The sequence below is a fragment of the Burkholderia metallica genome (assembly GCF_001718555.1).
Classification (GTDB): Bacteria; Pseudomonadota; Gammaproteobacteria; order Burkholderiales; family Burkholderiaceae; genus Burkholderia; species Burkholderia metallica.
The window spans coordinates 597497-621749 of sequence record NZ_CP013401.1; the positions used below are offsets into that span (position 1 = coordinate 597497).

The window sequence follows — 24253 nt, forward strand, 5'->3', positions numbered from 1 at the left end:
GACACATCATGCAAGTCAACGAAAACCTGGGCCGCGCAGCCGTGAAGCAGACGGCCGACGCGCTGGTGCCGCAGCAGAGCGAGCGCCAGAAGTGGTGGCAGCATCTGACCGAATACAGCCTGATCGCGATATTCGCGGTGATGTTCATCACGATGTCGCTGACGGTCGATCACTTCTTCTCGATCGACAACATGCTCGGGCTCGCGCTGTCGATCTCTCAGATCGGCATGGTCGCGTGCACGATGATGTTCTGTCTCGCGTCGCGCGACTTCGACCTGTCGATCGGCTCGACCGTCGCATTCTCCGGCGTGCTGTGCGCGATGGTGCTGAACGCGACCGACAACACGTTCGTCGCGATCGTCGCGGCGGTCGCGGCGGGCGCCGCGATCGGCTTCGTGAACGGCGCGGTGATCGCATACCTGCGCATCAACGCGCTGATCACGACGCTCGCGACGATGGAGATCGTGCGCGGGCTCGGCTTCATCGTGTCGAAGGGGCAGGCGGTCGGCGTGTCGTCGGATACGTTCATCGCGCTCGGCGGGCTGTCGATGTTCGGCGTGTCGCTGCCGATCTGGGTCACGCTGCTGTGCTTCATCGGGTTCGGCGTGCTGCTGAACCAGACGGTATACGGCCGCAACACGCTCGCGATCGGCGGCAACCCGGAGGCGTCGCGGCTCGCGGGGATCAACGTCGAACGCACGCGCGTGTACATCTTCCTGATCCAGGGCGCGGTAACCGCGCTGGCCGGCGTGATCCTCGCATCGCGCATCACGTCGGGCCAGCCGAACGCCGCGCAGGGCTTCGAGCTGAACGTGATCTCCGCGTGCGTGCTCGGCGGCGTGTCGCTGATGGGCGGCCGCGCGACGATCTCCGGTGTGGTGATCGGCGTGCTGATCATGGGCACCGTCGAGAACGTGATGAACCTGCTGAACATCGACGCGTTCTACCAGTACCTCGTGCGCGGCGCGATCCTGCTCGCGGCCGTGCTGCTCGACCAGCTGAAGAATCGCGGCGTCCGCGACTGACCCGATCCGCTCTTACGGAGACGAACCGCATGACCATCGACACTTCCGCGCACGCGCCGCATGCCGCGAGCACTGCGCGCTACGCACGCTATCCGAGCCTCGAGGACCGCGCGGTGCTGATCACGGGCGGCGCGACCGGCATCGGCGCGGCGTTCGTCGAGCACTTCGCGCAGCAGGGCGCGCGCGTCGCGTTCGTCGATCTCGACGCGGCGGCCGGCACCGCGCTCGCCGAAAGCCTCGCGTCTGTGCCGGACGTCCGTCACGCGCCGCTGTTCATCCAGTGCGACCTGACCGACATCGACGCGCTGCGTCATGCGATCGACGCGATCCGCGCGCGGATCGGCGCGATCGCGGTGCTCGTGAACAACGCGGCGAACGATGCGCGCCACGCGATCGGCGACGTGACGCCCGCATCGTTCGACGCGGGCATCGCGGTGAACCTGCGCCATCAGTTCTTCGCCGCGCAGGCGGTGATCGACGACATGAAGCGGCAGGGCGGCGGCGCGATCGTCAACCTCGGCTCGATCAGCTGGATGCTGAAGAACGGCGGCTATCCGGTCTACGTGATGGCGAAGGCGGCCGTGCAGGGGTTGACGCGCGGCCTCGCGCGCGACCTCGGCCCGTTCGGCATCCGCGTGAATTCGCTGGTGCCCGGCTGGGTGATGACCGACAAGCAGCGCCGGCTGTGGCTCGACGACGCGGGCCGCGCGGCGATCAAGGCCGGCCAGTGCCTCGACGCCGAGCTGCTGCCCGCCGATCTCGCGCGGATGGCGCTGTTCCTCGCGGCCGACGACAGCCGGATGATCACCGCGCAGGACGTGATCGTCGACGGCGGCTGGGCCTGACCGTTCGCACGACCCGCATCGTTTCTTCGACGAAGGAAAGGAGTTCACCATGACCGCCACGTCCTCGCGCGCATCGTCGTCCACCAGCCAGTCGCGCCGAGCGCGGCTGGCCGCCGCCGCGCAGCCGGTCAGCCCCGGCCCGCAGACGGCCGCGTTCGCGCAGGGCGTCGGCGCCGCGCATGCGGCGGCGCTCACGCTGTCGAACGCGTCGCTGCGGCTCGACGTGCTGCCGCATCTCGGCGGCGGCATCGCGCGCTTCGACTGGCGCGGCGACAACGGCGCGCTGATGCCGGTGTTCCGCCGCTGCGAGCACCCGGAGACGGCGACCGATCCAAACGAGCTCGCGTGCTACCCGCTGCTGCCTTACTCGAACCGGATCGGCGACGGGCGCTTCGAATGCGACGGGCGCAGCGTCGCGGTGCCGCGCAATCGCCGCGACGAGCCGCTGCCGATCCACGGCGACGGCTGGCTCGCGCCGTGGCAGGTGGACGATGCGACCGGCACGTCGCTGCAACTGTCGCTCGATCGGAGCGCCGGCGCGCCGTATGCGTTTCGCGCGATCCAGACGTTCGAACTCGACGACGCGACGCTGTCGATCGCGCTGACGATCGAGAACGCGGGGCGGACGCGGCTGCCGTTCGGGCTCGGCGTCCATCCGTTCGTCGTGCGCGATACGGTGACCGAGCTGGCGGCGGCGGCCTGCGGGCTGTGGCTGTCGGGCGCCGATTTCCTGCCGGTGCGGCACGTGAGCGTGCCGCCGGCCTGGCAGTTCGGCGTCGCGTATCCGCTGCCGGCCGCGCTCGTCAATCATGCGTTCACCGGCTGGGGCGGCCGGGCGACGGTGAGCTGGCCGCGCCGCGGGCTGTCGTTGACGGTCGCGGCCGACGCCGACGTGTACGTGCTCTATACGCCGCCCGGCGAGGATTTCTTCTGCTTCGAGCCGGTCGATCATCCGATCAATGCAGTGAACCTGCCGGGCGGCGCGGCCGCGCACGGGATGACGCTGCTTGGGCCCGGCGAGCGGCTCACGCGGCGGTTCGCGTTCACCGTCGAGCGCGCCGACGCGCGCGGCAATGCCGCTTCGCGCGAAGGGCGCCGTCGACGCGGGTAAAATACGCGGTCTACCAACGGTTTGCCGCGAGTACCCGCCATGTCTTCCCCGCTTACTTTCATCGAATCGCTGCGCGCCGCGTGGCAGCGCACGAATTCGCTGCTGTGCGTCGGCCTCGATCCCGAGCCGTCGCGCTTTCCCGTGCAGTTCGACGGCCAGCCCGACGCGATCTTCGAATTCTGCCGGCAGATCGTCGATGCGACCGCGCAGTATGCGAGCGCGTTCAAGCCGCAGATCGCGTACTTCGCCGCGCACCGCGCGGAAGACCAGCTCGAGCGGCTGATCGCGCACATCCACCTCCAGCATCCGGGCCTGCCCGTGATTCTCGACGCGAAGCGCGGCGATATCGGCAGCACGGCCGAGCAGTATGCGCGCGAAGCGTTCGAGCGCTATCGCGCGGACGCCGTCACGGTGAACCCGTACATGGGCTACGACTCGGTCGAGCCGTACTTCGAGCACGAAGGCAAGGGCGTGATCGTGCTGTGCCGCACGTCGAACCCGGGCGGCTCGGATCTGCAATTCCTCGACACGAACGGCCGGCCGCTGTACCAGGTCGTCGCCGATCTCGCGGCGAACCGGTGGAACGCGAAGAACGGCCAGCTCGGCCTCGTGGTCGGCGCGACGTTCCCGAAGGAAATCGAGATCGTGCGCGGGATCGTCGGCGACATGCCGCTGCTGATCCCCGGCATCGGCGCGCAGGGCGGCGACGTGCAGGCGACCGTCAACGCGGGCCGCACGGCCGACGGCACCGGCATGATGATCAACTCGTCGCGCGCGATCCTGTACGCGAGCAAGGGCGAGGATTTCGCCGAAGCCGCGGCGCTCGCCGCGCAGAAGACGCGCGACACGATCAACGCGCATCGCTGATCGGTTGCAACGGCGGCCCGGGCAACGCGCCCGGGCCGCCGGCTCCGGCCGGCTCGCCCGCGCGGGCACGGCCGCTTTCCTTCCGCTTCCCTTCCTCTTCCAGCGCCTTCCGTCCGCCCGGCGCCGCACTGGCGCACGCTGACAACTTCCCGTCGCTTCCGCACCGCATCCCCGCGCGCCAATCGCGCGATGCTGCCGCTTGTCATCGATCCGTAACGATAACGTCAAGAAAGGGAGTGACACCATGCCCAAGCTGTCCCGCCGTCTGCTGAGCGCGTTCGCCGCATCGCTGTGCATGACGTTCGCCCATGCGGCGGATCTGTCGCACTGGCCGGCCGACAGCGCGAAGGCGCTGAACGCGATGATCGCCGCGCACGCGCACCGCGGCGACTACGCGGTGTTCGATGCCGACAACACGACCTACCGCTACGACCTCGAGGAATCGCTGCTGCCGTACCTCGAGAACCACGGCGTGCTGACGCGCGACACGCTCGACCCGTCGCTGAAGCTGATCCCGTTCAAGGACTCGGCCGACTACCGGGAGTCGTTGACGAGCTATTACTACCGGCTGTGCGAGATCGACGACCTGGTCTGCTACCCGTGGATCGCGCAGGCGTTCGCCGGACAGTCGCTGGCCGACCTGAAGCGCCACGTCGACGCGATGCTCGCCGACGGCAAGCCGATCCCGATCCGCTACTGGCAGGGCGACAAGGTGGTCGACGGCACGGTGAACCCGCCGCGCTTCTTCCGCGGGATGCAGGAGCTGTACAACGCGCTGCGCGAGAACGGCATCGACGTCTACGTGATGACGGCCGCGCACGAGGAGCTCGCGCGGCTCGTACTGTCCGACCCGAAGTACGGCTACAACGTGAAGCCGCAGAACGTGATCGGCGTGACGACGCTGCTGCGCAACCCGGCGACCGGCGCGCTGACCACGTCGCGGCTGCAGATCAAGGCCGGCAGGTACGACGAGGCCGCGAACCGCAGCCTGGTGATCACGCCGTTCCTGATGAACCCGATGACGTGGTACGAAGGCAAGCTCGGTTCGATCGTCGGCTGGATCGACCAGTGGAAGAAGCCGGTGCTCGTCGCGGGCGACACGCCCACTTCCGACGGCTACATGCTGCTGAACGCGACCGACGTCGCACGCGGCGGCGTGCGTGTGTGGGTGAACAAGAAGGACAAGCAGATGGCGCAGATCCGCGCATGGTCGGACGAATCGGCCGCGCAGCAGAAGGCGCTCGGCCTGCCGGTCACGGCGGACAAGAACTGGATCGTCGTGAAGCCCGACGCGATCCAGTAAGCGGGCACGCGGGGCGGGGCAGACGCCCCGGCCCGGTCAGCCCTCGCGCTCGTCGAGCAGCTTCAGCAGCCCGCGCAGCGCATGCGCGGCCGCCTGCGTGCGGATCTGCTCGCGGTCGCCCTTGAACACCAACGTCTCGACGTCGGTATGCAGCCGGTTGCTCCAGCCGAACGACACGGTGCCGACCGGCTTCTTCTCGCTGCCGCCGGCGGGGCCCGCGATGCCGGTCACGGACAGCGCGACCTGCGCGCGGCTGTTGCGCAGCGCGCCTTCGGCCATCGCGCGCGCGACGGGCTCGCTGACGGCGCCGTGCTTGTCGATCAGCTCGGGCGGCACGCCGATCATCTCGATCTTGGCCTGGTTCGAATACGTGACGAAGCCGCGCTCGAACCACTGGCTGCTGCCGGAGATGTCGGTGATCGCGGCGGCGATCATGCCGCCGGTGCAGGATTCGGCGGTGGCGAGCGCGAGGTGCTCGTCACGCAGCTTGTTGCCTGCGCGGATCGCAAGCTGATGGACGACGGAATCGGTTGGCATGCGCGTCGGGAAACGGGAGTCGGGAAATCGGTCAGCCGGCGACGGAGCGCCACAGGGCGATCACGAGCAGCGTCATGAACGCGGCGACGAGGTCGTCGACCATGATGCCGACGCCGCCTTTCAGGCGACGGTCGAAGTAGCGGATCGGCGGCGGCTTGAGCATGTCGAAGAAGCGGAACACGACGAACGCCCACAGCTGGCCGATGAAGGTCGCGGGCGTGACGAACAGCATCACGAGCCAGATCGCGACGATCTCGTCCCACACGACGGCGCCCGGATCGGCCGTGCCCATCTTCGTCGCGGTGAAACCGGTGACCCACGTGCCCGCCGCGACGCCGACCGCGATCAGCGCCCACCATTCGGGCACCGTCAGGTAGCGGTTGAGCACGACGAACGTGAGCCAGCCGAACAGCGAGCCGAACGTGCCGGGCATGATCGGCGCGAGCCCGCTGCCGAAGCCGAGCGACACGAGGTGCGCCGGGTGCGACAGCATGAAGCGCGCGGTCGCGCGCTGCGGCGCGTGGCTGCCGGATGCGGCGGCGCCGGGTTCGGCTGCGGCTTGCGCGGGCGTCGGGTCAGTCTGCATGGAAGTGGTCGAAGCCGTGCAACGTGAGGGCGAGGGGCGCGCCGGCGGCGTCGCGCCACGCGATCGCGGGCTGCTCCGACGGCGCGGACAACGCGCGTATTGTACCGATTCGCGTGACCGCCACGCCGGCCGTCCTGCCCGCCGCGTCGACCGCCGCGCGGGCCGCGGCCGGCGCGGTGAAGCAGAGTTCGTAGTCGTCGCCGCCGGCCAGCGTGCAGCGGCGCTGCACGTCGGGCGGCAGCGTCGCGAGCGCGGCCGAGCGCGGCACCGCGTCGGCATCGATCTCGGCACGCACGTTCGAGCGGACGAGGATGTGCTGCAGGTCGCCGGCGAGGCCGTCCGAGATGTCGAGCGCCGCGTGCGCGACGCCCGCGAGCCCGAGGCCGAGCGCGATGCGCGGCTCGGGGCGCTCGAGCGCGCGTCGGAACGCAGCCGCTTCGTTCGCGCCGGCCGCCCATTCGCCGCGCGCGACGCCGAGCCCCGCGCGGGCATCGCCGAGCGTGCCGGACACCCACACGTCGTCGCCGTCGCGCGCGGCGTCGCGGCGCAGCGCCGCATCGGGCGCGACTTCGCCGAACACGGTCACGCACAGGTTCAGCGGCCCGCTCGTCGTGTCGCCGCCGATCAGCTCGCAGCCGTAGCGTTCCGCGAGCGCGAACAGTCCGTTGCTGAACGCTTCCAGCCACGCCGCGTCGGCGCGCGGCAACGCGCACGCGAGCGTGAACGCGCGCGGCTCGGCGCCCATCGCCGCAAGGTCGGACAGGTTGACCGCGAGCGTCTTGTGGCCGAGCGCGTCGGGCGCGACGTCGGGGAAGAAGTGGCGGCCTTCCACCAGCATGTCCGTCGAAATCGCCAGCAATTTCCCGGATCGGGGTGTGATCAACGCGCAATCGTCACCGATGCCGAGCGTCGACGCACGGGCGCCCTGCGCGGCGCGGCGCGTGAAGAAGCGTTCGATCAGCGAAAACTCGGAGAGGGCGGCTGGCACGGCGGGTGACCCGAAAGGTGGAAGGGAACGGCATTGTACGAGGCGAACGGCGGCGCTTCCGCACCATTCGGACCATTTTTGTCGCGGCTGTTGCACCCGAATCGCCGGGCTGGCGGCCGATGATTGGCGCTACAATGCCGTCGAACAGTTATTCTAATCCGCCCGTCACGAGACACATGTCGACCCAAGCCTCCTCCAAAGCCAAGCTCCGCGAAGCCGCTCTCGACTATCACGAATTCCCCACTCCCGGGAAGATCGCGATCGCGCCGACCAAGCAGATGATCAACCAGCGCGACCTCGCGCTCGCCTACTCGCCCGGTGTGGCGTTCGCGTGCGAGGAGATCGTCGAGAATCCGCTCAACGCGGCGCGCTTCACCGCGCGCAGCAACCTGGTCGGGGTCGTGACGAACGGCACGGCGGTGCTCGGTCTCGGCAACATCGGCCCGCTCGCATCGAAGCCGGTGATGGAAGGCAAGGCGGTGCTGTTCAAGAAGTTCGCCGGCATCGACGTGTTCGACATCGAGTTGAACGAGTCGGACCCGCACAAGCTCGTCGACGTGATCGCCGCGCTGGAGCCGACCTTCGGCGGGATCAACCTGGAAGACATCAAGGCGCCCGACTGCTTCATCGTCGAGCGCGAGTGCCGCAAGCGGATGAAGATCCCGGTGTTCCACGACGACCAGCACGGCACCGCGATCGTCGTGGCCGCGGCCGTCACGAACGGCCTGAAGGTCGTCGGCAAGGACATCAAGAAGGTGAAGCTCGTCGCGTCCGGCGCGGGCGCGGCCGCGCTCGCGTGTCTCGACCTGCTGGTCGACATCGGCCTGCCGATCGAGAACATTCTGGTGACCGACCTGGCCGGCGTGGTCTACAAGGGCCGCACCGAACTGATGGACCCGGACAAGGAGCGTTTCGCCCGCGAAACGGAAGCGCGGACGCTGGCCGAAGTGATCGACGGCGCGGACATCTTCCTCGGCCTGTCGGCCGCGGGCGTGCTGAAGCCGGAGATGGTGAAGGGCATGGCCGAGCGCCCGCTGATCCTCGCGCTCGCGAACCCGACGCCGGAAATCCTGCCGGAAGCGGCGCTCGAAGTGCGCCCCGACGCAATTCTCGCGACCGGCCGCACCGACTACCCGAATCAGGTCAACAACGTCCTGTGCTTCCCGTTCATCTTCCGCGGCGCGCTCGACGTCGGCGCGACGACGATCACCCGTGAAATGGAGATCGCCGCCGTCAACGCGATCGCCGAACTCGCGCAGCAGGAGCAGAGCGACATCGTCGCGACCGCGTATGGCATCCAGGACTTGTCGTTCGGGCCCGAATACCTGATTCCGAAGCCGTTCGATCCGCGCCTGATCGTGAAGATCGCGCCGGCCGTCGCGCAGGCCGCGATGGACGGCGGCGTTGCGACGCGCCCGATCGAGGACATGGAGGCGTACCGCGTCCACCTCCAGCAGTTCGTGTATCACAGCGGCACGACGATGAAGCCGATCTTCCAGATCGCGCGCGCCGCGCCGGAAGAGAAGAAGCGCGTGGTGTTCGCGGAAGGCGAAGAAGAGCGCGTGTTGCGTGCCGTTCAGATCATCGTCGACGAAAAACTCGCGACGCCGATCCTGATCGGCCGCCCCTCGGTGATCGAGCACCGTATCCAGCGCTATGGCCTGCGTCTGAATCCGGGCGTCGACTTCACGGTCGTCAACACCGAGCACGACGAGCGCTACCGCGACTTCTGGCAGACGTATTACAAGCTGATGGCGCGCAAGGGCATCAGCGAGCAGCTCGCGCGCGTCGAGATGCGCCGCCGCACGACGCTGATCGGCGCGATGCTGGTGAAGAAGGGCGAAGCGGACGGGATGATCTGCGGCACGATCAGCACCACGCACCGCCACCTGCATTTCATCGACCAGGTGATCGGCAAGCGCGCCGGCTGCAGCGTGTACGCGGCGATGAACGGCCTCGTGCTGCCGGGCCGCCAGATTTTCCTCGTCGACACGCACGTGAACGTCGATCCGACCCCGGAGGAACTGGCCGAGATCACGATCATGGCCGCGGAAGAAGTGCGCCGCTTCGGCATCGAGCCGAAGGTCGCGCTGCTGTCGCACTCGAATTTCGGCACGAGCAACGCACCTTCGGCGAAGAAGATGCGCGATACGCTCGCGATCCTGCAGGAACGCGCGCCGGAGCTGAAGGTGGACGGCGAGATGCACGGTGACGTCGCGCTCGACGCGGCGCTGCGCAAGGAAATCCTGCCGGAATCGACGCTGGAAGGCGACGCGAACCTGCTGATCCTGCCGAACATCGACGCCGCGAACATCGCGTACAACCTGCTGAAGACTGCCGCGGGCAACAATATCGCGATCGGGCCGATCCTGCTGGGCGCGGCCCAGCCGGTGCACGTGCTGACCGAATCGGCGACCGTTCGCCGCATCGTCAACATGGCGGCGCTGCTGGTCGCCGACGTGAACGCCGCGCGCTGAGCAAAAACGAACGCGCCAGGCCGGTCGAACCGGCGTGGCGCGGCGGGCGAAATTGTAAACAAAAGCAAAAAGAGGCGTGCCCACCGTGGGCACGCCGTCGGGCAGGGCGCAAACGCGCTTCCCTCAAAGCAACAGCAGCATCTCTCCACTCCGGGTAGCGAGCGCGGCAAGGAGGCAGGGTCTTGCCATACGAGAGATGCCGCCCGTATTTTATCCTATGTAAGATAAATGTAGTTTAAATTCGGTAAGAAATTCGTAAATCCGGGCGACGTCAGGCTTTCGATTCCCAAACGGACATTGATTCGCGCGCCCAATAACGCTACGCTAACGCCTTTGTTGGTCGTCAACTACTTGATTTAACAGCGGGAACCCTGGTTCATGGCACGCAAGTGGCTCCGCAACGGCGCGCTCGCGTCCGTCTTCGCGATGTTCGCGATGGGTATCGTCGGCACGCCGACGGGCAGTCTGGTTTCCGCCGCTTACGCACGGGAGGCCGTACCGGCCGACGTGGCGGCGAGCGGGCTCGATACGATTCCGACCGCCCGTCTTCCGCGCGAGGCCGTGACCACGCTGGGCCTGATAAGCGCCGGCGGCCCCTATCCGTACGAGAAAGACGGCGTCGTATTTGGCAACCGCGAGCGGATCCTGCCGAAAGCGAAGCGCGGCTACTACCATGAATACACGGTGCCCACGCCGCGCGCCCGCAATCGCGGTGCGCGCCGGATCGTCTGCGGCGGCCCATTGCGCCGGATCGACAACTGTTATTACACGGGCGACCACTACAACAGTTTTAAACGTATTGTTGAATGACTTCGGGACGAATGGCATGAGCGACTCCATCTACGCGCACGAAACGGCGGCGGCGGAACTGTTCGCGGCCGGCGACGGCAACCTGTTTCAGCGCGTGATCCAACTGCACGCGGCGGCGCAGGCTGGCGGCACGCCGGAGCAACCGGAAGCCGAGCCCGGGCTTTCATCGAACGAGGAGCCTATGAGCCTTTTCACGACCGTGCGACCCAATCTCGTGCAGTCGATCCGCGCGTTCCGCGTGCAGGATCTTGCCGACGAAGCCGGCCGGCTCGGCCAGCATTTCCTGTATGCGTATTGCGGCGCCGCGCAGTCGAAGCAGGAAGTGATGGAAACGATCGCGACGTCGTTCCTGTTCCCGAAACATTTCGGGAAGAACTATGACGCGTTGTACGACTCCCTGACCGACCTCGTCGCGAAGGCCGGCGCGCAGCCCGGTTTCGTGATCGTCCTCGAAGGGCTGCCGATCGCGCAGAAGTTCGACAAGGAAGGCCGCGAGACGCTGCTCGACGTGTTCCGCGAGGCGGCCGAATTCTGGGCCGAGCGCAAGGTCGCGTTCCGCGTGTTCTACTCGTTCGCATAAGCGCGCGTCGGCCCGCGCCGATTCACCGAAACATCCGTCAAAAGCCCGCTTCGCGCGGGCTTTTTTGCGTTTGCGCGCGTCGCTCGCCGTTTCGCCAGCGCGGGCTGGCCGACAAAAGCCTTTCATCGCGTACTTTTTTCCGCGACAATCGGTCAGCCCGGCCGCGGCCACCGCGCCGGGCGCACAACACCAATCATTCGAGAGAGGGCCGTTCTCCCATGACCGCTACCCGATTCGCGGCGCCCGCCCGTCTGCGCGATCCGTTCGTGTGCGCGCTGGCCGCCTGCGCACTGTCGCTCGGCGTCCTGCCGGCGGCGCACGCCGCGTCGCTCACGCCCGAACAGACGGTCGACGTCTATCTCGGCGCCATCATCAACAACGACGCGGCCAAGGTCGAGCAATTCAACGCGGCGGTGCGCGCGGCCGCCGACCCGAAGGATGCCGCGAACAGGGTGCTGCCGGTCAACATGTACGGCGAGATGCGCGAGCAGATGCTCGGACAGACGCTCGCGTCGATGTCGGATGCCGGGCGCGAGGCACTGGCGCCGGCGCTCGACTCGATGCTGGTCGCGTACACGGGTGCGTTGCAGCGCGCGCAATGCAAGGCCACCGGCGTGAAGCGCACGCCGCGTGCCGGCGGCGACGGGCAGGAACGCGCGACGGTCGGGTTCGAGTGCAAGGTGGCCGGCGTCACACCGCCGGGCGCCGCGATCATGAATGCCGGCAAGGACGCGAAAACCGATCAGCAGCGCTTCGCGGCGACCAAGACGGCGTTCATTGCCGTGGCGCGCGCGTTCGACGACGCCCCGGCCAGACGGCGCATCACCGGGCAGGTGGAACTGGTCGGTTCGGACAGCAAGGGCTGGACGACCGACAGCCCCGAAAGCCTGCTGAAGCCGGTCGTCGACGCGCTGTCGGGCCCGGTCGTCGCGGCGGTCGCCGCGAGCCGGCAATGACTGCGCCGCGCCGGCCCGATCAGTGCGCCGGACGGCGAGGCTGGTCGACGAGCGACGACATTCGGGCCGTCGGCGTGATTCGCGGGCGAGCCGGATCTGCGAACGGAGAGCGAACGATGGGGACTTTCATGCGAGGGCTGCTGGTGGCCGCAGCCGTGATGTCGATGTGCGGCACGGCCGCAGCGGAGACCGTCGCCACCGAGCCGGTTCTCGTGCCGGTTTCACCGGCCGCGCATGCGGCCGTCGAACGGTTGCTTGCCGACCTGCGCACGCGCTCGACGCCCGATCAGTACGCGGCGGTGGCCGGCGCGATTCACGCGTCGCCGGCGCTGGCCGCGCAGCTCGACGAGCTGATCGAGGGCGGCCTGCTGACGCGCATCGAGGTCGACGGCGACGCCCCCGAGTCCGGCACGAAGGCCGCCGCACGGCGCAACGCGAGCGTGTGGATCCTGACGCCCGCGTTCATCGCGAACCAGGCGCCGCGGCGCCTGTTCGACGTCGTGCACGAGGACGACATCCTGCCGGACAACATGGTGTTCGCGCTCGGCTACATGGCCTGGCGCGCGAAGCACGACGCCGACGTCAGTCGCGCGTCCGACGTGCTGCGGCGGGCGTCGGGCGGCGGCACGGACGCGCAGAAGCGGCAATGGGTCGACATGAACATGCGGCTCGACGCCGGCGGTTACATCCAGGGCTGGAACGACACGGTGGATGCCGCGACGTTTCAGCACGACGGCCGGCCGATCAGCATCGTGCAGGCCGTGCAGATGATGATGAACCTGCGCTACCGCGGCCCGCTGATCAAGGCGATCCGGGCAACGCCGCCTGCTCCGAGGTTGCGGATCACCGCGCCGGCGCTCGAGCCCGACGCGGGCAACCTCGACGCGCTGGTGGCGGCGCTCCAGACCTCGCCCGTCGTCGATATCGAGCCGTTGAACGCGGCACGCTGACGCGCGGCGGCGCGTACCGCTGTCATGCGGCCGCGCATCATCGTCACCACCCGCCCCAGCGCGCGGCGAGCGCCGCGAGCACGGCCGCGCCGGCCGTCTCGGTGCGCAGCACGCGCGGGCCCAGCGACAGCGCGGTGAACCCGCGTGCGCGTGCCGCGTTTTCCTCGTCGGGCGACAGCCCGCCTTCCGGCCCGATCAGCAGCGTGACGGCGGCTGCAGGCGGTGCGTCGGGCAGCGACGCGAACGGGATGCTCGCGCGCGGCGACAGCAGCAGCCGCAGCTCGCCGTCGGCGGGTGCGGCCGGCAGCGTATCGAGCCACGCGTTGAAGCCGGCCACCGGCGCGACGTCGGGCACACGGTTGCGTCCGCATTGCTCGCACGACGCACGCACGACGCCGCGCCAGTGCGCGACGCGTTTGTCCGCGCGTTCGCCCGCGAGCTTGACGACGCCGCGCGCGGTCGACAGCGGCACGACCGCCGCGACGCCAAGCTCGACGGCCTTCTCGATCACCCAGTCCATCTTGTCGCCGCCGGCGATGCCCTGCGCGAGCGTCACGCGATAGGGCGGCTCGGCTTCGACGGGCTCGAACGTATCGATCTGCGCGAGTGCGCTGCGCTTGTCGACTTCGACGAGCCGTGCGCGGTACTGGCCGCCCGTGCCGTCGAACAGCGCGAGCACGTCGCCGGGCTGCAGGCGCAGCACCTGCACGTGGCGCGCGACGTCGGCCGGCAACGCGAGCGTGGCGTCGGCGCGCAGTGCCGCGTCGACGAAAAAGCGCGGCACGGCCGCGGTCGTGGTGGCTTCGTTCATGCGTGTTGCCGTGTCGGTCATGCGTCGAGACGGCGCCCGAGCGCCCATCGGTAGCCGTCGAGATCCTCGATCTGCGCGAACCGGTCGCCCCAGAACTGATCCTGCGGCGCGCTCAGCGATTTCGCGCCCGCGTCGAGCGCGCGCTGCCAGGTGGCGTCGACGTCGTCGACATACAGGTAGAACGACTGCGGTGCGGTGGCGTTCGCCCTTTTCGGCGTGAGCGCGGTCGAGCCGAACGCGCCCTCGGGCGCGAACATCACGATCAGCTGGCCGCGATAGGTCATCTCGACGTGCATGATCGCGCCGTCCTCGTCGTGCGCGTCGCGCAACTCGAAGCCGAATGCGGCCTTGAAGAAATCGATGGCCGCGCGCGCGTTGCGCACGGTCAGGTAAGGCGTCAACCAAGGCACGTTGGCCGGACGTGGATCGGTCATGAAAATCTCCTGTGGGGGCGCTTCGGCACGTGTTCCGATTCGATGCCTCGGCGTTCGTTCAGGCGGCGCGGCGCGCGGGACGCTTCGCCCCCGGGCGCCATGCATCGCGAATCCTGCGAGGACGCGACGGGAAAACGGAAGCGATGCGGGTGCCCTGACGCTCAGCGGCGAGCGCCCAGTGTATCGCGCAGCGCGCACGGCAGGGCAAAGAGGGACGCATGCAATCGCGCGTCGTAGTAGCGCAGGCCCTGGATGCGGCGGGCGGCGAGCCGGTCGTCGATGTCGTGGGCGAACAGCGCGGCCGCGTCGAGCGTGTCGCTCGCGATCGCCATCAGCCACTGCGAGCCGTACAGCGGCACGTGCGCGGACAACGGATCGACGACCGCGAAGCTCGCGCGCAGATCGTCGAGCAGCGCGGCGATGCGCGCGGGATGGAACACCGGCGAGCCGAGGTGCATCGAGATCGCGCCGCACGGCGTGAGGATCCGCTTGAGCCGTGCATAGAACGCGCGCGTATAGAGGCCGGCCGCCGGCGAATCGGGCGGCGTGAGGTCGAACACGACGAGATCGAAATGCTCGATGGTCGACTCGACGAAATGCGCGGCGTCGCCGATCACGACTTCGACGCGCGGGTCGTCGAGCGCACCCTGATGCACGTCGTCGAGATACCGGCGCGCCATCCCGACCACCTCGTCGTCGAGTTCCGCGATCACGATCCGCTCGATGCACGCATGCTTGAGTAACTGGCGCGCGGCGCCGCCGTCGCCGCCGCCGAGCACGAGCGCCTTCTTCGGCGACGGGTGCGCGAGCGCGGCCGGGTGCGTCATGCACTCGTGATAGACGTACTCGTCGCCGACCGACGTCATCGGCCGGCCGTCCAGCGTGAACAGGCGGCCGAGCTGCGGGGTTTCCCAGACTTCGATCTGCTGGTGCGCGGACGCGACGCGCGCGAGCCGCCGCGCATTCGGGAAGCCGTAGGCGGCGTCGGGCGTAGGGTGAAAGAGAAGCGTGGTGTTCACGGGCGGGCCGCGGGGGCAGGCAGTTCCGACGCCTGAATTATAGGAGGCGGGCGGTTTGACGGAAAACCGTGCCGGAACGCTGCGCGGCGACGGGGGAAATGTCGGCCCATCTGTTAAAATGACGAGCTTTGCAGCCTCGTCCGTAGGCTCCGTCCGCTTCGCGTCCGTCAGGCGCCGCACCGCGCGCCGGGAACGATCGACGCTCGAGCTTCCGGATGCCGCCGTGCCCCCGTTTCCTCGACTCGTTCTCCGGACTCGACATGACGACTTCGTCTCCCGCCTCCACCACCCTGATGGCCAACGCGATCCGTGCGCTCGCGATGGACGCCGTCCAGCAAGCGAACTCCGGCCACCCCGGCATGCCGATGGGCATGGCCGAAATCGGCGTCGCGCTCTGGTCGCGCCACCTGAAGCACAACCCGACGAACCCGCACTGGGCCGACCGCGACCGTTTCGTGCTGTCGAACGGCCATGGCTCGATGCTGCTGTACTCGCTGCTGCACCTGACCGGCTACGACCTGCCGATCGAAGAGCTGAAGAACTTCCGCCAGCTACACTCGAAGACGCCGGGCCACCCGGAATACGGGATCACGCCGGGTGTCGAGACGACCACCGGCCCGCTCGGCCAGGGTCTGGCGAACGCGGTCGGCATGGCGCTCGGCGAAGCGCTGATGGCCGACGAGTTCAACCGTGACGGCGCGAAGATCGTCGATCACCACACGTACGTGTTCCTCGGCGACGGCTGCCTGATGGAAGGCATCTCGCACGAAGCCTGCTCGCTCGCCGGCACGCTGAAGCTGAACAAGCTGATCGCGCTGTACGACGACAACGGCATCTCGATCGACGGCGACGTCGTGAACTGGTTCCACGACGACACCCCGAAGCGTTTCGAGGCATACGGCTGGAACGTGATCCCGAACGTGAACGGCCACGACGTCGACGCGGTCGACGCGGCGATCGCGAAGGCGAAGCTGTCGGACAAGCCGACGCTGATCTGCTGCAAGACGGTGATCGGCCAGGGCGCGGCGACCAAGGCCGGCGGCCACGACGTGCACGGCGCGGCGCTCGGCGCGGAAGAAATCGCGAAGACGCGCGCGGCACTCGGCTGGACCTGGGAGCCGTTCGTGATTCCGCAGGAAGTCTATGCGGCATGGGACGCGAAGGAAGCCGGCAAGCGTGCCGAAGCCGAATGGGACGCGACGTTCGCGCAATATCGCGCGAAGTTCCCGGCGGAAGCCGCCGAATTCGAGCGCCGGATGGCCAACAAGCTGCCGGCCGACTGGGCCGAGAAGGCCGCGGCGATCATCGCCGGCGCGAACGAGCGCGCGGAGACGGTGGCGACCCGCAAGGCGTCGCAGCAGGCGATCGAAGGCCTGGCTGCCGCGCTGCCCGAACTGCTCGGCGGCTCGGCCGACCTGACCGGTTCGAACCTGACCAACTGGAAGGCGTCGAAGGCGGTGCGCGCGAATCCGGAAGGCGCGGGCGTGCTGCTCGGCAACCACATCAACTACGGCGTGCGCGAATTCGGCATGAGCGCCGCGATCAACGGCCTCGCGCTGCACGGCGGCCACAAGCCGTTCGGCGGCACGTTCCTGACGTTCTCCGACTACAGCCGCAACGCACTGCGCGTGGCCGCGCTGATGAAGGTGCCGTCGATCTTCGTGTTCACGCACGATTCGATCGGCCTCGGGGAAGACGGCCCGACGCACCAGTCGATCGAGCACGTGTCGAGCCTGCGCCTGATCCCGAACCACGACGTGTGGCGCCCGGCCGACACGGTCGAAACGGCCGTTGCGTGGACCCACGCGGTCGCTGCCGACCGTCCGTCGAGCCTGATCTTCAGCCGCCAGAACCTCGCGTTCAACCCGCGTACCGATGCGCAGATCGCGAACATCGAGAAGGGCGGCTACGTGCTGAAGGACTGGGACGACGAAATCGTCGCGCGCAAGATCATCCTGATCGCGACGGGCTCGGAAGTCGAACTCGCGATGAAGGCCGTCGAGCCGCTCGCGCAGCAAGGCATTGCCGCACGGGTCGTGTCGATGCCGTCGACCAACGTGTTCGACCGCCAGGACGCCGAATACCGTGAGCGCGTGCTGCCGCGCGGCGTGCGCCGCGTCGCGATCGAAGCGGGCGTGACTTCGTTCTGGCACAAGTACGTCGGCCTCGAAGGCGGCGTCGTCGGGATCGACACGTTCGGCGAATCGGCGCCGGCCGGCGTGCTGTTCAAGTACTTCGGTTTCACCGTCGAGCACGTCGTCGAGACCGCGAAGGCCGTGCTGGCCAACTAAAAGCATTCGCGACGCGCGCCGCCCCCGCGCGCGTCGCACCGTGAAGCTGCACGAAACGAATTTTTTTCAGCCATCAGGAGATAGACCATGACGATTCGCGTCGCAATCAACGGCTACGGCCGTATCGGCCGCAACACGCTGCGCGCGTTTTATGAAAACGGCAAGAAGCACGATCTCGAGATCGTCGCGATCAACGACCTGGGCGATGCGAAGACCAACGCGCATCTGACCCAGTACGACACCGCGCACGGCAAGTTCCCGGGCGAAGTGTCGGTCGACGGCGACTACCTCGTCGTGAACGGCGACAAGATCCGCGTGCTGGCGAACCGTAACCCGGCCGAACTGCCGTGGGGCGAGCTGGGCGTCGACGTCGTGATGGAATGCACGGGCTTCTTCACGACGAAGGAAAAGGCGAGCGCGCACCTGAAGGGCGGCGCGAAGAAGGTGATCATCTCGGCGCCGGGCGGCAAGGACGTCGACGCAACGATCGTCTACGGCGTGAACCACGACGTGCTGAAGGCCGAGCACACGGTCATCTCGAACGCATCGTGCACGACGAACTGCCTCGCGCCGCTCGTCAAGCCGCTGAACGACAAGATCGGCCTCGAAACCGGCCTGATGACGACGATCCACGCATACACGAACGACCAGGTGCTGACGGACGTCTATCACGAAGACCTGCGCCGCGCGCGTTCGGCCACGCACAGCCAGATCCCGACGAAGACGGGCGCCGCTTCGGCCGTCGGCCTCGTGCTGCCGGAACTGAACGGCAAGCTCGACGGTTACGCAATTCGCGTCCCGACGATCAACGTGTCGATCGTCGACCTGTCGTTCATCGCGAAGCGCGACACGACGGTCGAGGAAGTCAACGCGATCATGAAGGAAGCGTCGGAAGGCTCGCTGAAGGGCATCCTCGGCTACAACGACGCACCGCTGGTGTCGATCGACTTCAACCACAACCCGGCTTCGTCGACGTTCGACGCGACGCTGACCAAGGTGTCGGGCCGTCTCGTCAAGGTGTCGAGCTGGTACGACAACGAGTGGGGTTTCTCGAACCGCATGCTGGATACGGCTGTCGCATTCGCGAACGCGAAGTAATCCCGCACGTTGCGCGGCCGCCGCACGGCGGCCTGCGTGGCGAACGAGCCCGGTCCGGTTTTCCGGCCGGGCTTTTTGTTGTCCGCTGCCTTCATTGCCCGCCGCTGTTGCTCGATGCTGCCGTCACCTGCTCGAGCGCGGCGACGAACGCGCGCTTCAGCGGGCTGTCGAGATCGGTCCACGCGAGGCCGATGCCGCTGCGATGCCCGGCCAGGTCGAGCGGCCGCGCGAGCACGTTCGGCGGCAGCGCGCTGGCCGCCTCCGCCGGAATCAGTCCGATCCCCATCCCCGCCGCGACGAGCGCGAGCATCGTCGTGAATTCCCCGAACTCCTGCGCGATCTCGAGCGTCGTGCCCGCGCGGCTCAGCGCGAGCAGCATGTCGTCGTGAAAACCCGGCGCGTAGCGGCGCGCCAGCACGAACGCCGGCTGGCCGCGCAGCGCGGCCGGCGAGATCGCGTCGTGCGCGGCGAGCGGATGGTCGAGCGGCAGCGCGACGACGAAGCCTTCCTCGAGCACCACGCGCGTGTCGATGCCCGCATACGCGGCCGGCAGCCGGATCATCCCGAAATCGATTCGCCGGTCGCGCAGCGCGGCGATCTGGTCGGGCGTCGGCATGTCCTTCAGTTCCAGCGCGATCAGCGGATAGCGCTCGCGCATCGTGCGCAGCACGGCCGGCAGCAGCGCGGGCAGCACCGACGACACGAACGCGATCCGCAGCGTGCCGATTTCGCCCCGGCTCGACAGCCGCGCCATCTGTTCCGCGCGGGCGGCCTGCTGCAGCGTGGCGCGCGCTTCGGGCAGGAACACGCGCCCCGTCTCGCTCAGTTCGACCTTGTGCCGGTCGCGCTCGAACAGGCGCGCGCCGAGTTCCGCTTCGAGCGCCTTGATCTGCATGCTCAGCGCGGGCTGTACGATGAACAGGCGCTGCGCGGCGCGCCCGAAATGCAGCTCTTCCGCGAGCGTGACGAAGGCGCGCAATTGCTTGAGTTCCATGGGGGCGGGCACGCGAGAACGGTAATCAAATTTCATGATAACCGGATCAAAAAAGACCATTGGCGTGCGCCCGGCCGACAGCCGAAGATAGCTTCGACGCGAGGCCGGCCGCGCTGGGCCGCCGGCTCGCCTGGCACGAGGAGACACGCATGACCCACGCGCTTGACCGGTTCCGCCTCGACGGCCGCCGCGCACTGATTACCGGTTCCGGACGCGGGATCGGGCTGACGCTCGCCCGCGGACTCGCCGAGGCGGGCGCGGCGATCGTCATCAACGATCGCAATGAAGAAAAGGCCGCGACGCGCGTGCGTGATCTGCGCGACGCAGGCTTCACGGCCGACTACGCGGTATTCGACGTCGCCGAGCACGCGCAGGTGCGCGCGGCGATCGACGATTTCGAGGCGCGCGTCGGTGCGATCGACATCCTCGTGAACAACGCCGGCATCCAGCGCCGCGCGCCGCTCGATGCGTTCGAACCCGACGACTGGCATGCGCTGATGCGCGTGAACCTCGACGGCGTGTTCAACGTCGCGCAGGCCGTCGCGCGACACATGATCGCGCGCGGCCACGGGAAGATCATCAACATCTGTTCGGTCCAGAGCGAGCTCGCGCGGCCGACGATCGCGCCGTATGCGGCGACCAAGGGCGCGGTGCGGATGCTGACGAAGGGGATGTGCGCCGACTGGGCGCGCCACGGCATCCAGGCGAACGGCCTCGCGCCCGGCTATTTCGAAACCGAACTGAATCGCGCGCTGGTCGACGACGCGGCGTTCTCGGACTGGCTGTGCAAGCGCACGCCGGCCGGCCGCTGGGGGCGCGTCGACGAGCTGTGCGGCGCGGCGATCTTCCTCGCGTCGGCCGCGTCCGATTTCGTGAACGGCCAGACGCTGTTCGTCGACGGCGGGCTGACCGCCGCCGTTTAGGAAAGGGAGGAAAGTCATGCGTATGCGTTGCATGTGTGTCGTGATCCACGGGCCGAACGACCTGCGGGTCGAAGAGCAGGACGCGGGCGAGATCGGCCCGGGCCAGGTGCGCGTCGATGTCGCGATGGGCGGCATCTGCGGCTCCGATCTCCATTATTTCCGGCACGGCGGCTTCGGCGCGATCCGGCTGCAGCAGCCGATGGTGCTCGGCCACGAGGTGGCCGGCGCGGTCGCGGAAGTCGCGCCGGACGTCACGTCGGTGAAGGTCGGCGATCGCGTCGCGGTCAATCCGAGCCGGCCGTGCGGTGCGTGCCGCTACTGCCTCGAAGGGCTGCCGAACCAGTGTCTCGACATGCGCTTCTACGGCAGCGCGATGCGGATGCCGCACGTGCAGGGCGCGTTCCGCAACGCGCTCGTGTGCGACGCGGTGCAGTGCGTGAAGGTCGCCGATCACGTGCCGCTGTCGCTCGCGGCGCTCGCCGAGCCGTTCGCGGTCGGGCTGCACGCGGTGTCGCGCGCGGGGCCGCTGATCGGCAAGCGCGTGCTCGTGTCGGGCTGCGGGCCGATCGGCGTGCTGGCGGTCGCGGCGGCGCGCGTGCACGGCGCGGCCGAGATCGTCGCGACCGACGTCGTCGACGCGCCGCTGGCCGTGGCGCGCGCGCTCGGCGCCGACCGCACGATCGATGTGGCCGCCGATCCGGGTTGGGTCGAGCGTTATGCCGCGGACAAAGGCACGTTCGACGTGATGATCGAGTGTTCGGGCAATGCACGTGCGCTGCGCGACGGGCTGGACGTGATGCGGCCGCGCGGGGTCGTCGTGCAGCTCGGGCTCGGTGGCGACGTCAGCCTGCCGCAGAACGTTGTGGTCGCGAAGGAGCTGTCGATCTGCGGATCGTTCCGCTTTCACGCGGAATTCGCGCTCGCGGTGCAACTGATCAACGCGGGGCGCGTCGACCTGCGGCCGGCCGTCACGCGCGTGTTTCCGATGCGCGACGCGAACCTCGCGTTCGAACTGGCCGGCGACCGGCAGCGCGCGATGAAGGTGCTGATCGATTTCGCGCACGAGGCCGCGTGACGGTCACGCGCTGAGGTCGGGCTGCGGCGCGCGACGGACGGTATCGACGTACGCCATCAAAAAAAGGCACGCCGCGCGAGTCGCGGGCGTGCCTTTTCGACGTACGGCCGAACCGGGCTACCGCATTACTGCGTGACCTGCCGCGTGCCGACGCGTTGCGACGCGAGCCACAGCGCGATCAGCACGCCCGCGAGCGCCGCGCCCGCGATGCACACGCCGCGCCACCCGTCGATGCCGTACGCGACGCTCGCCGCGAACGACCCGAGCGCGCCGCCGATGAAGTAGCTCGTCAGGTAGATCGTCGTCACGCGGCTGCGCGCGTTGCCGGCGAGCGCATAGATCACGCTCTGGTTCGAGATGTGCATGCCCTGCACGCCGACGTCGAGCAGCAGGATGCCCGCGATCAGCGCCGCGAGCGAGTGCGCACCGGCCGCGATCAGCGCGAACGACGCGAGCACGGCCGCCGCGAACAGCCCCGTCGCCGCATTGCCGTGGCCGCGATCGACGAGCCGGCCGGCCGACGTCGCCGCCAGCGCGCCTACCGCGCCGACGACGCCGAACAGGCCGATCTGCCCTTCGGAATAGCCGTACGGCGGCTGGCTCAGCAGGAACGTGAGGCCCGTCCACAGCAGGCTGAAGCACGCGAACACGAGCGCGCCGTAGGTGGAGCGCAGCGCGATCCGCGGTTGCGCGCGCACCAGCGCGACCAGCGACTTCATCAGCGCCGCATAGTCGACGCGCGCGTCGCGGCGATCCTTCGGCAGCTTCACGGCGAGCACGACGGTCAGCGCGAGCACCATCGCCGCGGCGATGCCGTACACCGCGCGCCAGCCGAGCCCGTCGGCGATCGCCCCGGCCGCGACGCGCGCGAGCAGGATTCCGAGCAGCAGCCCGCTCATCACGGTGCCGACCGCGCGGCCGCGCGAGCGTGCATCGGCGAGCGACGCGGCGAACGGCACGAGCAGCTGCGTCGAACACGTGACGAAGCCGACCGCGACGTTCGCCACGACGAACATCGTGAAGTTCGTGCTGAACGTGACCGCGACCAGCGCGACGACGTTGAGCATCAGCAGCCGCACGATCAGCGTATGGCGATTGACCGCGTCGCCGAGCGGGACGATCAGCAGCAGGCTCGCCGCATAGCCGAGCTGCGTGAGCGTGACGAGATAGCCGAGCTCGGTCGGCGCGCGGCCGAAGCTGCGCGCGATCGCGGCGAGCAGCGGCTGCGCGTAGTAGATGTTGCCGATGACGATGCCGCACGCGCAGGCGAACAGCAGCGTCATGCCGCGGGTGAGGGATGGGTGGTTGTCGTGATGCGGTTCCATGGTCGAGAAAAACAGCGGCGCCGGCCGGCGGCATGGAGCCGTCGGTTGCGCGGGGTGACGGATTCGGGGCCGGCGTCGACGGTTCGGCGGTGAACCGGTGCGCGCCGGGCGGATCGCGGCCGGCCCTGGAGCGGGCGGCGGATCGTCGTGCGGCGGGCGAAGGCAGGGCGGGCTCGGGCGAGCCGTTCCGGTGCGGGGGCCGCGACGACGGCGGCGCTGCACGGGAACGGATGTGCGTATGATGCGGGAATCAAACCATAGCGTCCAAGACTGGATCGTTATGGTGTTCATTGGTTAAACCAATACATCGGCCGCGATGCTACTCCGCCACATCCGCTATTTCCTGGCCGTCGCCGAGCAGCGCAGTTTCACGCGCGCGGCCGACGCGCTGCACGTGTCGCAGCCGACGCTGTCGCAGCAGGTGCGCCAGCTCGAGGAAACGCTCGGCGTGCAGTTGTTCGACCGCTCGGGCCGCACGGTGCGGCTCACCGAGTTCGGCGAGGTCTATGCGCGCCACGCACGCGCCGCGCTGCACGAGCTCGATACGGGGCAGCGCGCGCTGCACGACGTCGCCGATCTCGGCAGCGGATCGTTGCGGCTCGCGATGATGCCGACCTTCGCGGCCTACCTGAGCGGCTCGCTGATCGACGCGTTCCATGCCGACTATCCGAACGTTGCGCTGTCGATCGACGCGATGCCGCAGGAGCGGATCGAGGCGCTGCTCGCCGACGATCGGCTCGACGCAGGCTTCGCATTCATGCCGCCGCGCGCGCCGGACATCGACGCACTGCCGCTGTGGGACGAGCCGCTCGCGCTCGTGACGGGCCGCACGCACCGTCTCGCGCGGCGCCGCCGTGCGGTGAGCCCGGCCGAACTCGTCGGCGAGCCGCTGGTGCTGCTGAGTCGCGCGTTCGCGACGCGCGAAAGCATCGACCGCTATTTCATCGAACAGGGCGCGCAGCCGAAGATCGCGATCGAGACGAACACGATCAGCGCGGTGCTGGAACTCGTGCGCTGCGGCCGGCTCGCGACGGTGCTGCCCGATGCGATCGCGCGCGAAAGCGCCGACCTGTGCGCGCTCGACATTGACCCGCCGCTGCCCGCGCGCACGGCCGCGCTGCTGACACGCAAGGGTGCGTATCGCAGCGTGGCGGCGCGCGCGTTCATCGAGCGTGCGCTCGCGTATCGGCGTCCGTCGGGAGGTTGACCCGTACGACCGGGCGGCATGTAAGTACAACCGGCGGACGC

Annotated in this window: 23 protein-coding genes; 15 read left to right on the forward strand and 8 right to left on the reverse strand. The window is 68.6% G+C overall.

The window, feature by feature from the left end; genetic code table 11:
• Positions 1 to 8: 8 nt before the first annotated feature.
• The 5 genes from araH (at position 9) to WJ16_RS02745 (ending at position 5151) form a co-directional block, all read left to right on the forward strand.
• Positions 9 to 1025: an L-arabinose ABC transporter permease AraH gene (gene araH, locus WJ16_RS02725; RefSeq protein WP_069255733.1), complete on the forward strand. Its 1017-nt coding sequence runs from the start codon at positions 9 to 11 to the stop codon at positions 1023 to 1025.
• Positions 1026 to 1054: 29 nt separating this feature from the next.
• Positions 1055 to 1870, forward strand: a complete 816-nt coding sequence (locus tag WJ16_RS02730; RefSeq protein WP_069255734.1) for an SDR family NAD(P)-dependent oxidoreductase — start codon at positions 1055 to 1057, stop codon at positions 1868 to 1870.
• 49 nt (positions 1871 to 1919) lie between these two features.
• Positions 1920 to 2981, forward strand: coding sequence for an aldose 1-epimerase (locus tag WJ16_RS02735; protein WP_069255735.1), 1062 nt, complete (start codon positions 1920 to 1922; stop codon positions 2979 to 2981).
• A gap of 39 nt (positions 2982 to 3020) precedes the next feature.
• Positions 3021 to 3848: an orotidine-5'-phosphate decarboxylase gene (pyrF, locus tag WJ16_RS02740; RefSeq protein WP_069255736.1), complete on the forward strand. Its 828-nt coding sequence runs from the start codon at positions 3021 to 3023 to the stop codon at positions 3846 to 3848.
• Between the two features lie 244 nt (positions 3849 to 4092).
• Positions 4093 to 5151 carry a phosphorylcholine phosphatase gene (locus tag WJ16_RS02745; protein ID WP_069255737.1) on the forward strand — a complete coding sequence of 353 codons (1059 nt, stop codon included), beginning with the start codon at positions 4093 to 4095 and terminating at the stop codon, positions 5149 to 5151.
• 36 nt (positions 5152 to 5187) lie between these two features.
• Here WJ16_RS02745 and WJ16_RS02750 read toward each other — a convergent pair whose 3' ends face one another.
• The 3 genes from WJ16_RS02750 to thiL are packed head-to-tail and all read right to left on the reverse strand — an operon-like array spanning position 5188 to position 7262.
• Entirely contained in the window at positions 5188 to 5688 is a 501-nt protein-coding gene (locus tag WJ16_RS02750) for a CinA family protein (RefSeq protein ID WP_069255738.1), read from the reverse strand.
• Positions 5689 to 5719: 31 nt separating this feature from the next.
• Positions 5720 to 6274 carry a phosphatidylglycerophosphatase A family protein gene (locus WJ16_RS02755; RefSeq protein WP_069255739.1) on the reverse strand — a complete coding sequence of 185 codons (555 nt, stop codon included), beginning with the start codon at positions 6272 to 6274 and terminating at the stop codon, positions 5720 to 5722.
• The gene (gene thiL, locus WJ16_RS02760; RefSeq protein WP_069255740.1) at positions 6264 to 7262 is read right to left on the reverse strand and encodes a thiamine-phosphate kinase; all 999 of its coding nucleotides are present in this window, start codon (positions 7260 to 7262) and stop codon (positions 6264 to 6266) included. Before thiL ends, WJ16_RS02755 begins: the two co-directional genes overlap by 11 nt.
• A 176-nt stretch (positions 7263 to 7438) precedes the next feature.
• Between thiL and WJ16_RS02765 the strand changes: the two genes are divergently transcribed.
• The 5 genes from WJ16_RS02765 (at position 7439) to WJ16_RS02785 (ending at position 13035) form a co-directional block, all read left to right on the forward strand.
• Positions 7439 to 9739: an NADP-dependent malic enzyme gene (locus WJ16_RS02765; protein ID WP_069255741.1), complete on the forward strand. Its 2301-nt coding sequence runs from the start codon at positions 7439 to 7441 to the stop codon at positions 9737 to 9739.
• 378 nt (positions 9740 to 10117) lie between these two features.
• Positions 10118 to 10549, forward strand: coding sequence for a guanyl-specific ribonuclease (locus WJ16_RS02770; protein WP_039339266.1), 432 nt, complete (start codon positions 10118 to 10120; stop codon positions 10547 to 10549).
• Positions 10550 to 10565: 16 nt separating this feature from the next.
• A complete protein-coding gene (locus WJ16_RS02775) occupies positions 10566 to 11129 on the forward strand; it encodes a barstar family protein (RefSeq protein ID WP_069255742.1) in 564 nt (187 codons plus the stop codon).
• Positions 11130 to 11347: 218 nt separating this feature from the next.
• The gene (locus WJ16_RS02780) at positions 11348 to 12085 is read left to right on the forward strand and encodes a hypothetical protein (RefSeq protein WP_084635997.1); all 738 of its coding nucleotides are present in this window, start codon (positions 11348 to 11350) and stop codon (positions 12083 to 12085) included.
• Positions 12086 to 12201: 116 nt separating this feature from the next.
• Positions 12202 to 13035: a hypothetical protein gene (locus WJ16_RS02785; RefSeq protein ID WP_069255743.1), complete on the forward strand. Its 834-nt coding sequence runs from the start codon at positions 12202 to 12204 to the stop codon at positions 13033 to 13035.
• A gap of 43 nt (positions 13036 to 13078) precedes the next feature.
• Here WJ16_RS02785 and WJ16_RS02790 read toward each other — a convergent pair whose 3' ends face one another.
• From WJ16_RS02790 to speE, 3 genes are all read right to left on the reverse strand, one after another.
• On the reverse strand, positions 13079 to 13846 hold the full coding sequence (locus tag WJ16_RS02790; protein WP_069255744.1) for a 16S rRNA (uracil(1498)-N(3))-methyltransferase: 768 nt from the start codon (positions 13844 to 13846) through the stop codon (positions 13079 to 13081).
• 17 nt (positions 13847 to 13863) lie between these two features.
• Positions 13864 to 14280, reverse strand: coding sequence for a VOC family protein (locus WJ16_RS02795; protein ID WP_069255745.1), 417 nt, complete (start codon positions 14278 to 14280; stop codon positions 13864 to 13866).
• 161 nt (positions 14281 to 14441) lie between these two features.
• Positions 14442 to 15299 (reverse strand): polyamine aminopropyltransferase, encoded by an 858-nt coding sequence (gene speE / locus WJ16_RS02800; RefSeq protein ID WP_069255746.1) that lies wholly within the window; start codon positions 15297 to 15299, stop codon positions 14442 to 14444.
• A 215-nt stretch (positions 15300 to 15514) separates the two neighbouring features.
• Between speE and tkt the strand changes: the two genes are divergently transcribed.
• Together tkt and gap are read left to right on the forward strand one after the other, a co-directional pair.
• Complete coding sequence (tkt, locus tag WJ16_RS02805) at positions 15515 to 17590, forward strand: transketolase (protein WP_069255747.1); 2076 nt, start codon at positions 15515 to 15517, stop codon at positions 17588 to 17590.
• Positions 17591 to 17677: 87 nt separating this feature from the next.
• On the forward strand, positions 17678 to 18688 hold the full coding sequence (gene gap / locus WJ16_RS02810; RefSeq protein WP_069255748.1) for a type I glyceraldehyde-3-phosphate dehydrogenase: 1011 nt from the start codon (positions 17678 to 17680) through the stop codon (positions 18686 to 18688).
• A 91-nt stretch (positions 18689 to 18779) separates the two neighbouring features.
• On the opposite strand, the gene WJ16_RS02815 is transcribed toward gap, so the two are convergent.
• Positions 18780 to 19682 carry a LysR family transcriptional regulator gene (locus tag WJ16_RS02815; RefSeq protein ID WP_069255749.1) on the reverse strand — a complete coding sequence of 301 codons (903 nt, stop codon included), beginning with the start codon at positions 19680 to 19682 and terminating at the stop codon, positions 18780 to 18782.
• Positions 19683 to 19831: 149 nt separating this feature from the next.
• Between WJ16_RS02815 and WJ16_RS02820 the strand changes: the two genes are divergently transcribed.
• Both WJ16_RS02820 and WJ16_RS02825 read left to right on the forward strand, forming a co-directional pair.
• Positions 19832 to 20605, forward strand: coding sequence for an SDR family NAD(P)-dependent oxidoreductase (locus WJ16_RS02820; protein ID WP_069257931.1), 774 nt, complete (start codon positions 19832 to 19834; stop codon positions 20603 to 20605).
• Between the two features lie 16 nt (positions 20606 to 20621).
• The gene (locus WJ16_RS02825; protein WP_069255750.1) at positions 20622 to 21680 is read left to right on the forward strand and encodes an L-idonate 5-dehydrogenase; all 1059 of its coding nucleotides are present in this window, start codon (positions 20622 to 20624) and stop codon (positions 21678 to 21680) included.
• A gap of 125 nt (positions 21681 to 21805) precedes the next feature.
• Here WJ16_RS02825 and WJ16_RS02830 read toward each other — a convergent pair whose 3' ends face one another.
• Positions 21806 to 23005 (reverse strand): MFS transporter, encoded by a 1200-nt coding sequence (locus WJ16_RS02830; protein ID WP_069255751.1) that lies wholly within the window; start codon positions 23003 to 23005, stop codon positions 21806 to 21808.
• A 316-nt stretch (positions 23006 to 23321) separates the two neighbouring features.
• Between WJ16_RS02830 and cynR the strand changes: the two genes are divergently transcribed.
• Positions 23322 to 24212: a transcriptional regulator CynR gene (cynR, locus tag WJ16_RS02835; protein WP_069255752.1), complete on the forward strand. Its 891-nt coding sequence runs from the start codon at positions 23322 to 23324 to the stop codon at positions 24210 to 24212.
• Positions 24213 to 24253: the final 41 nt, after the last annotated feature.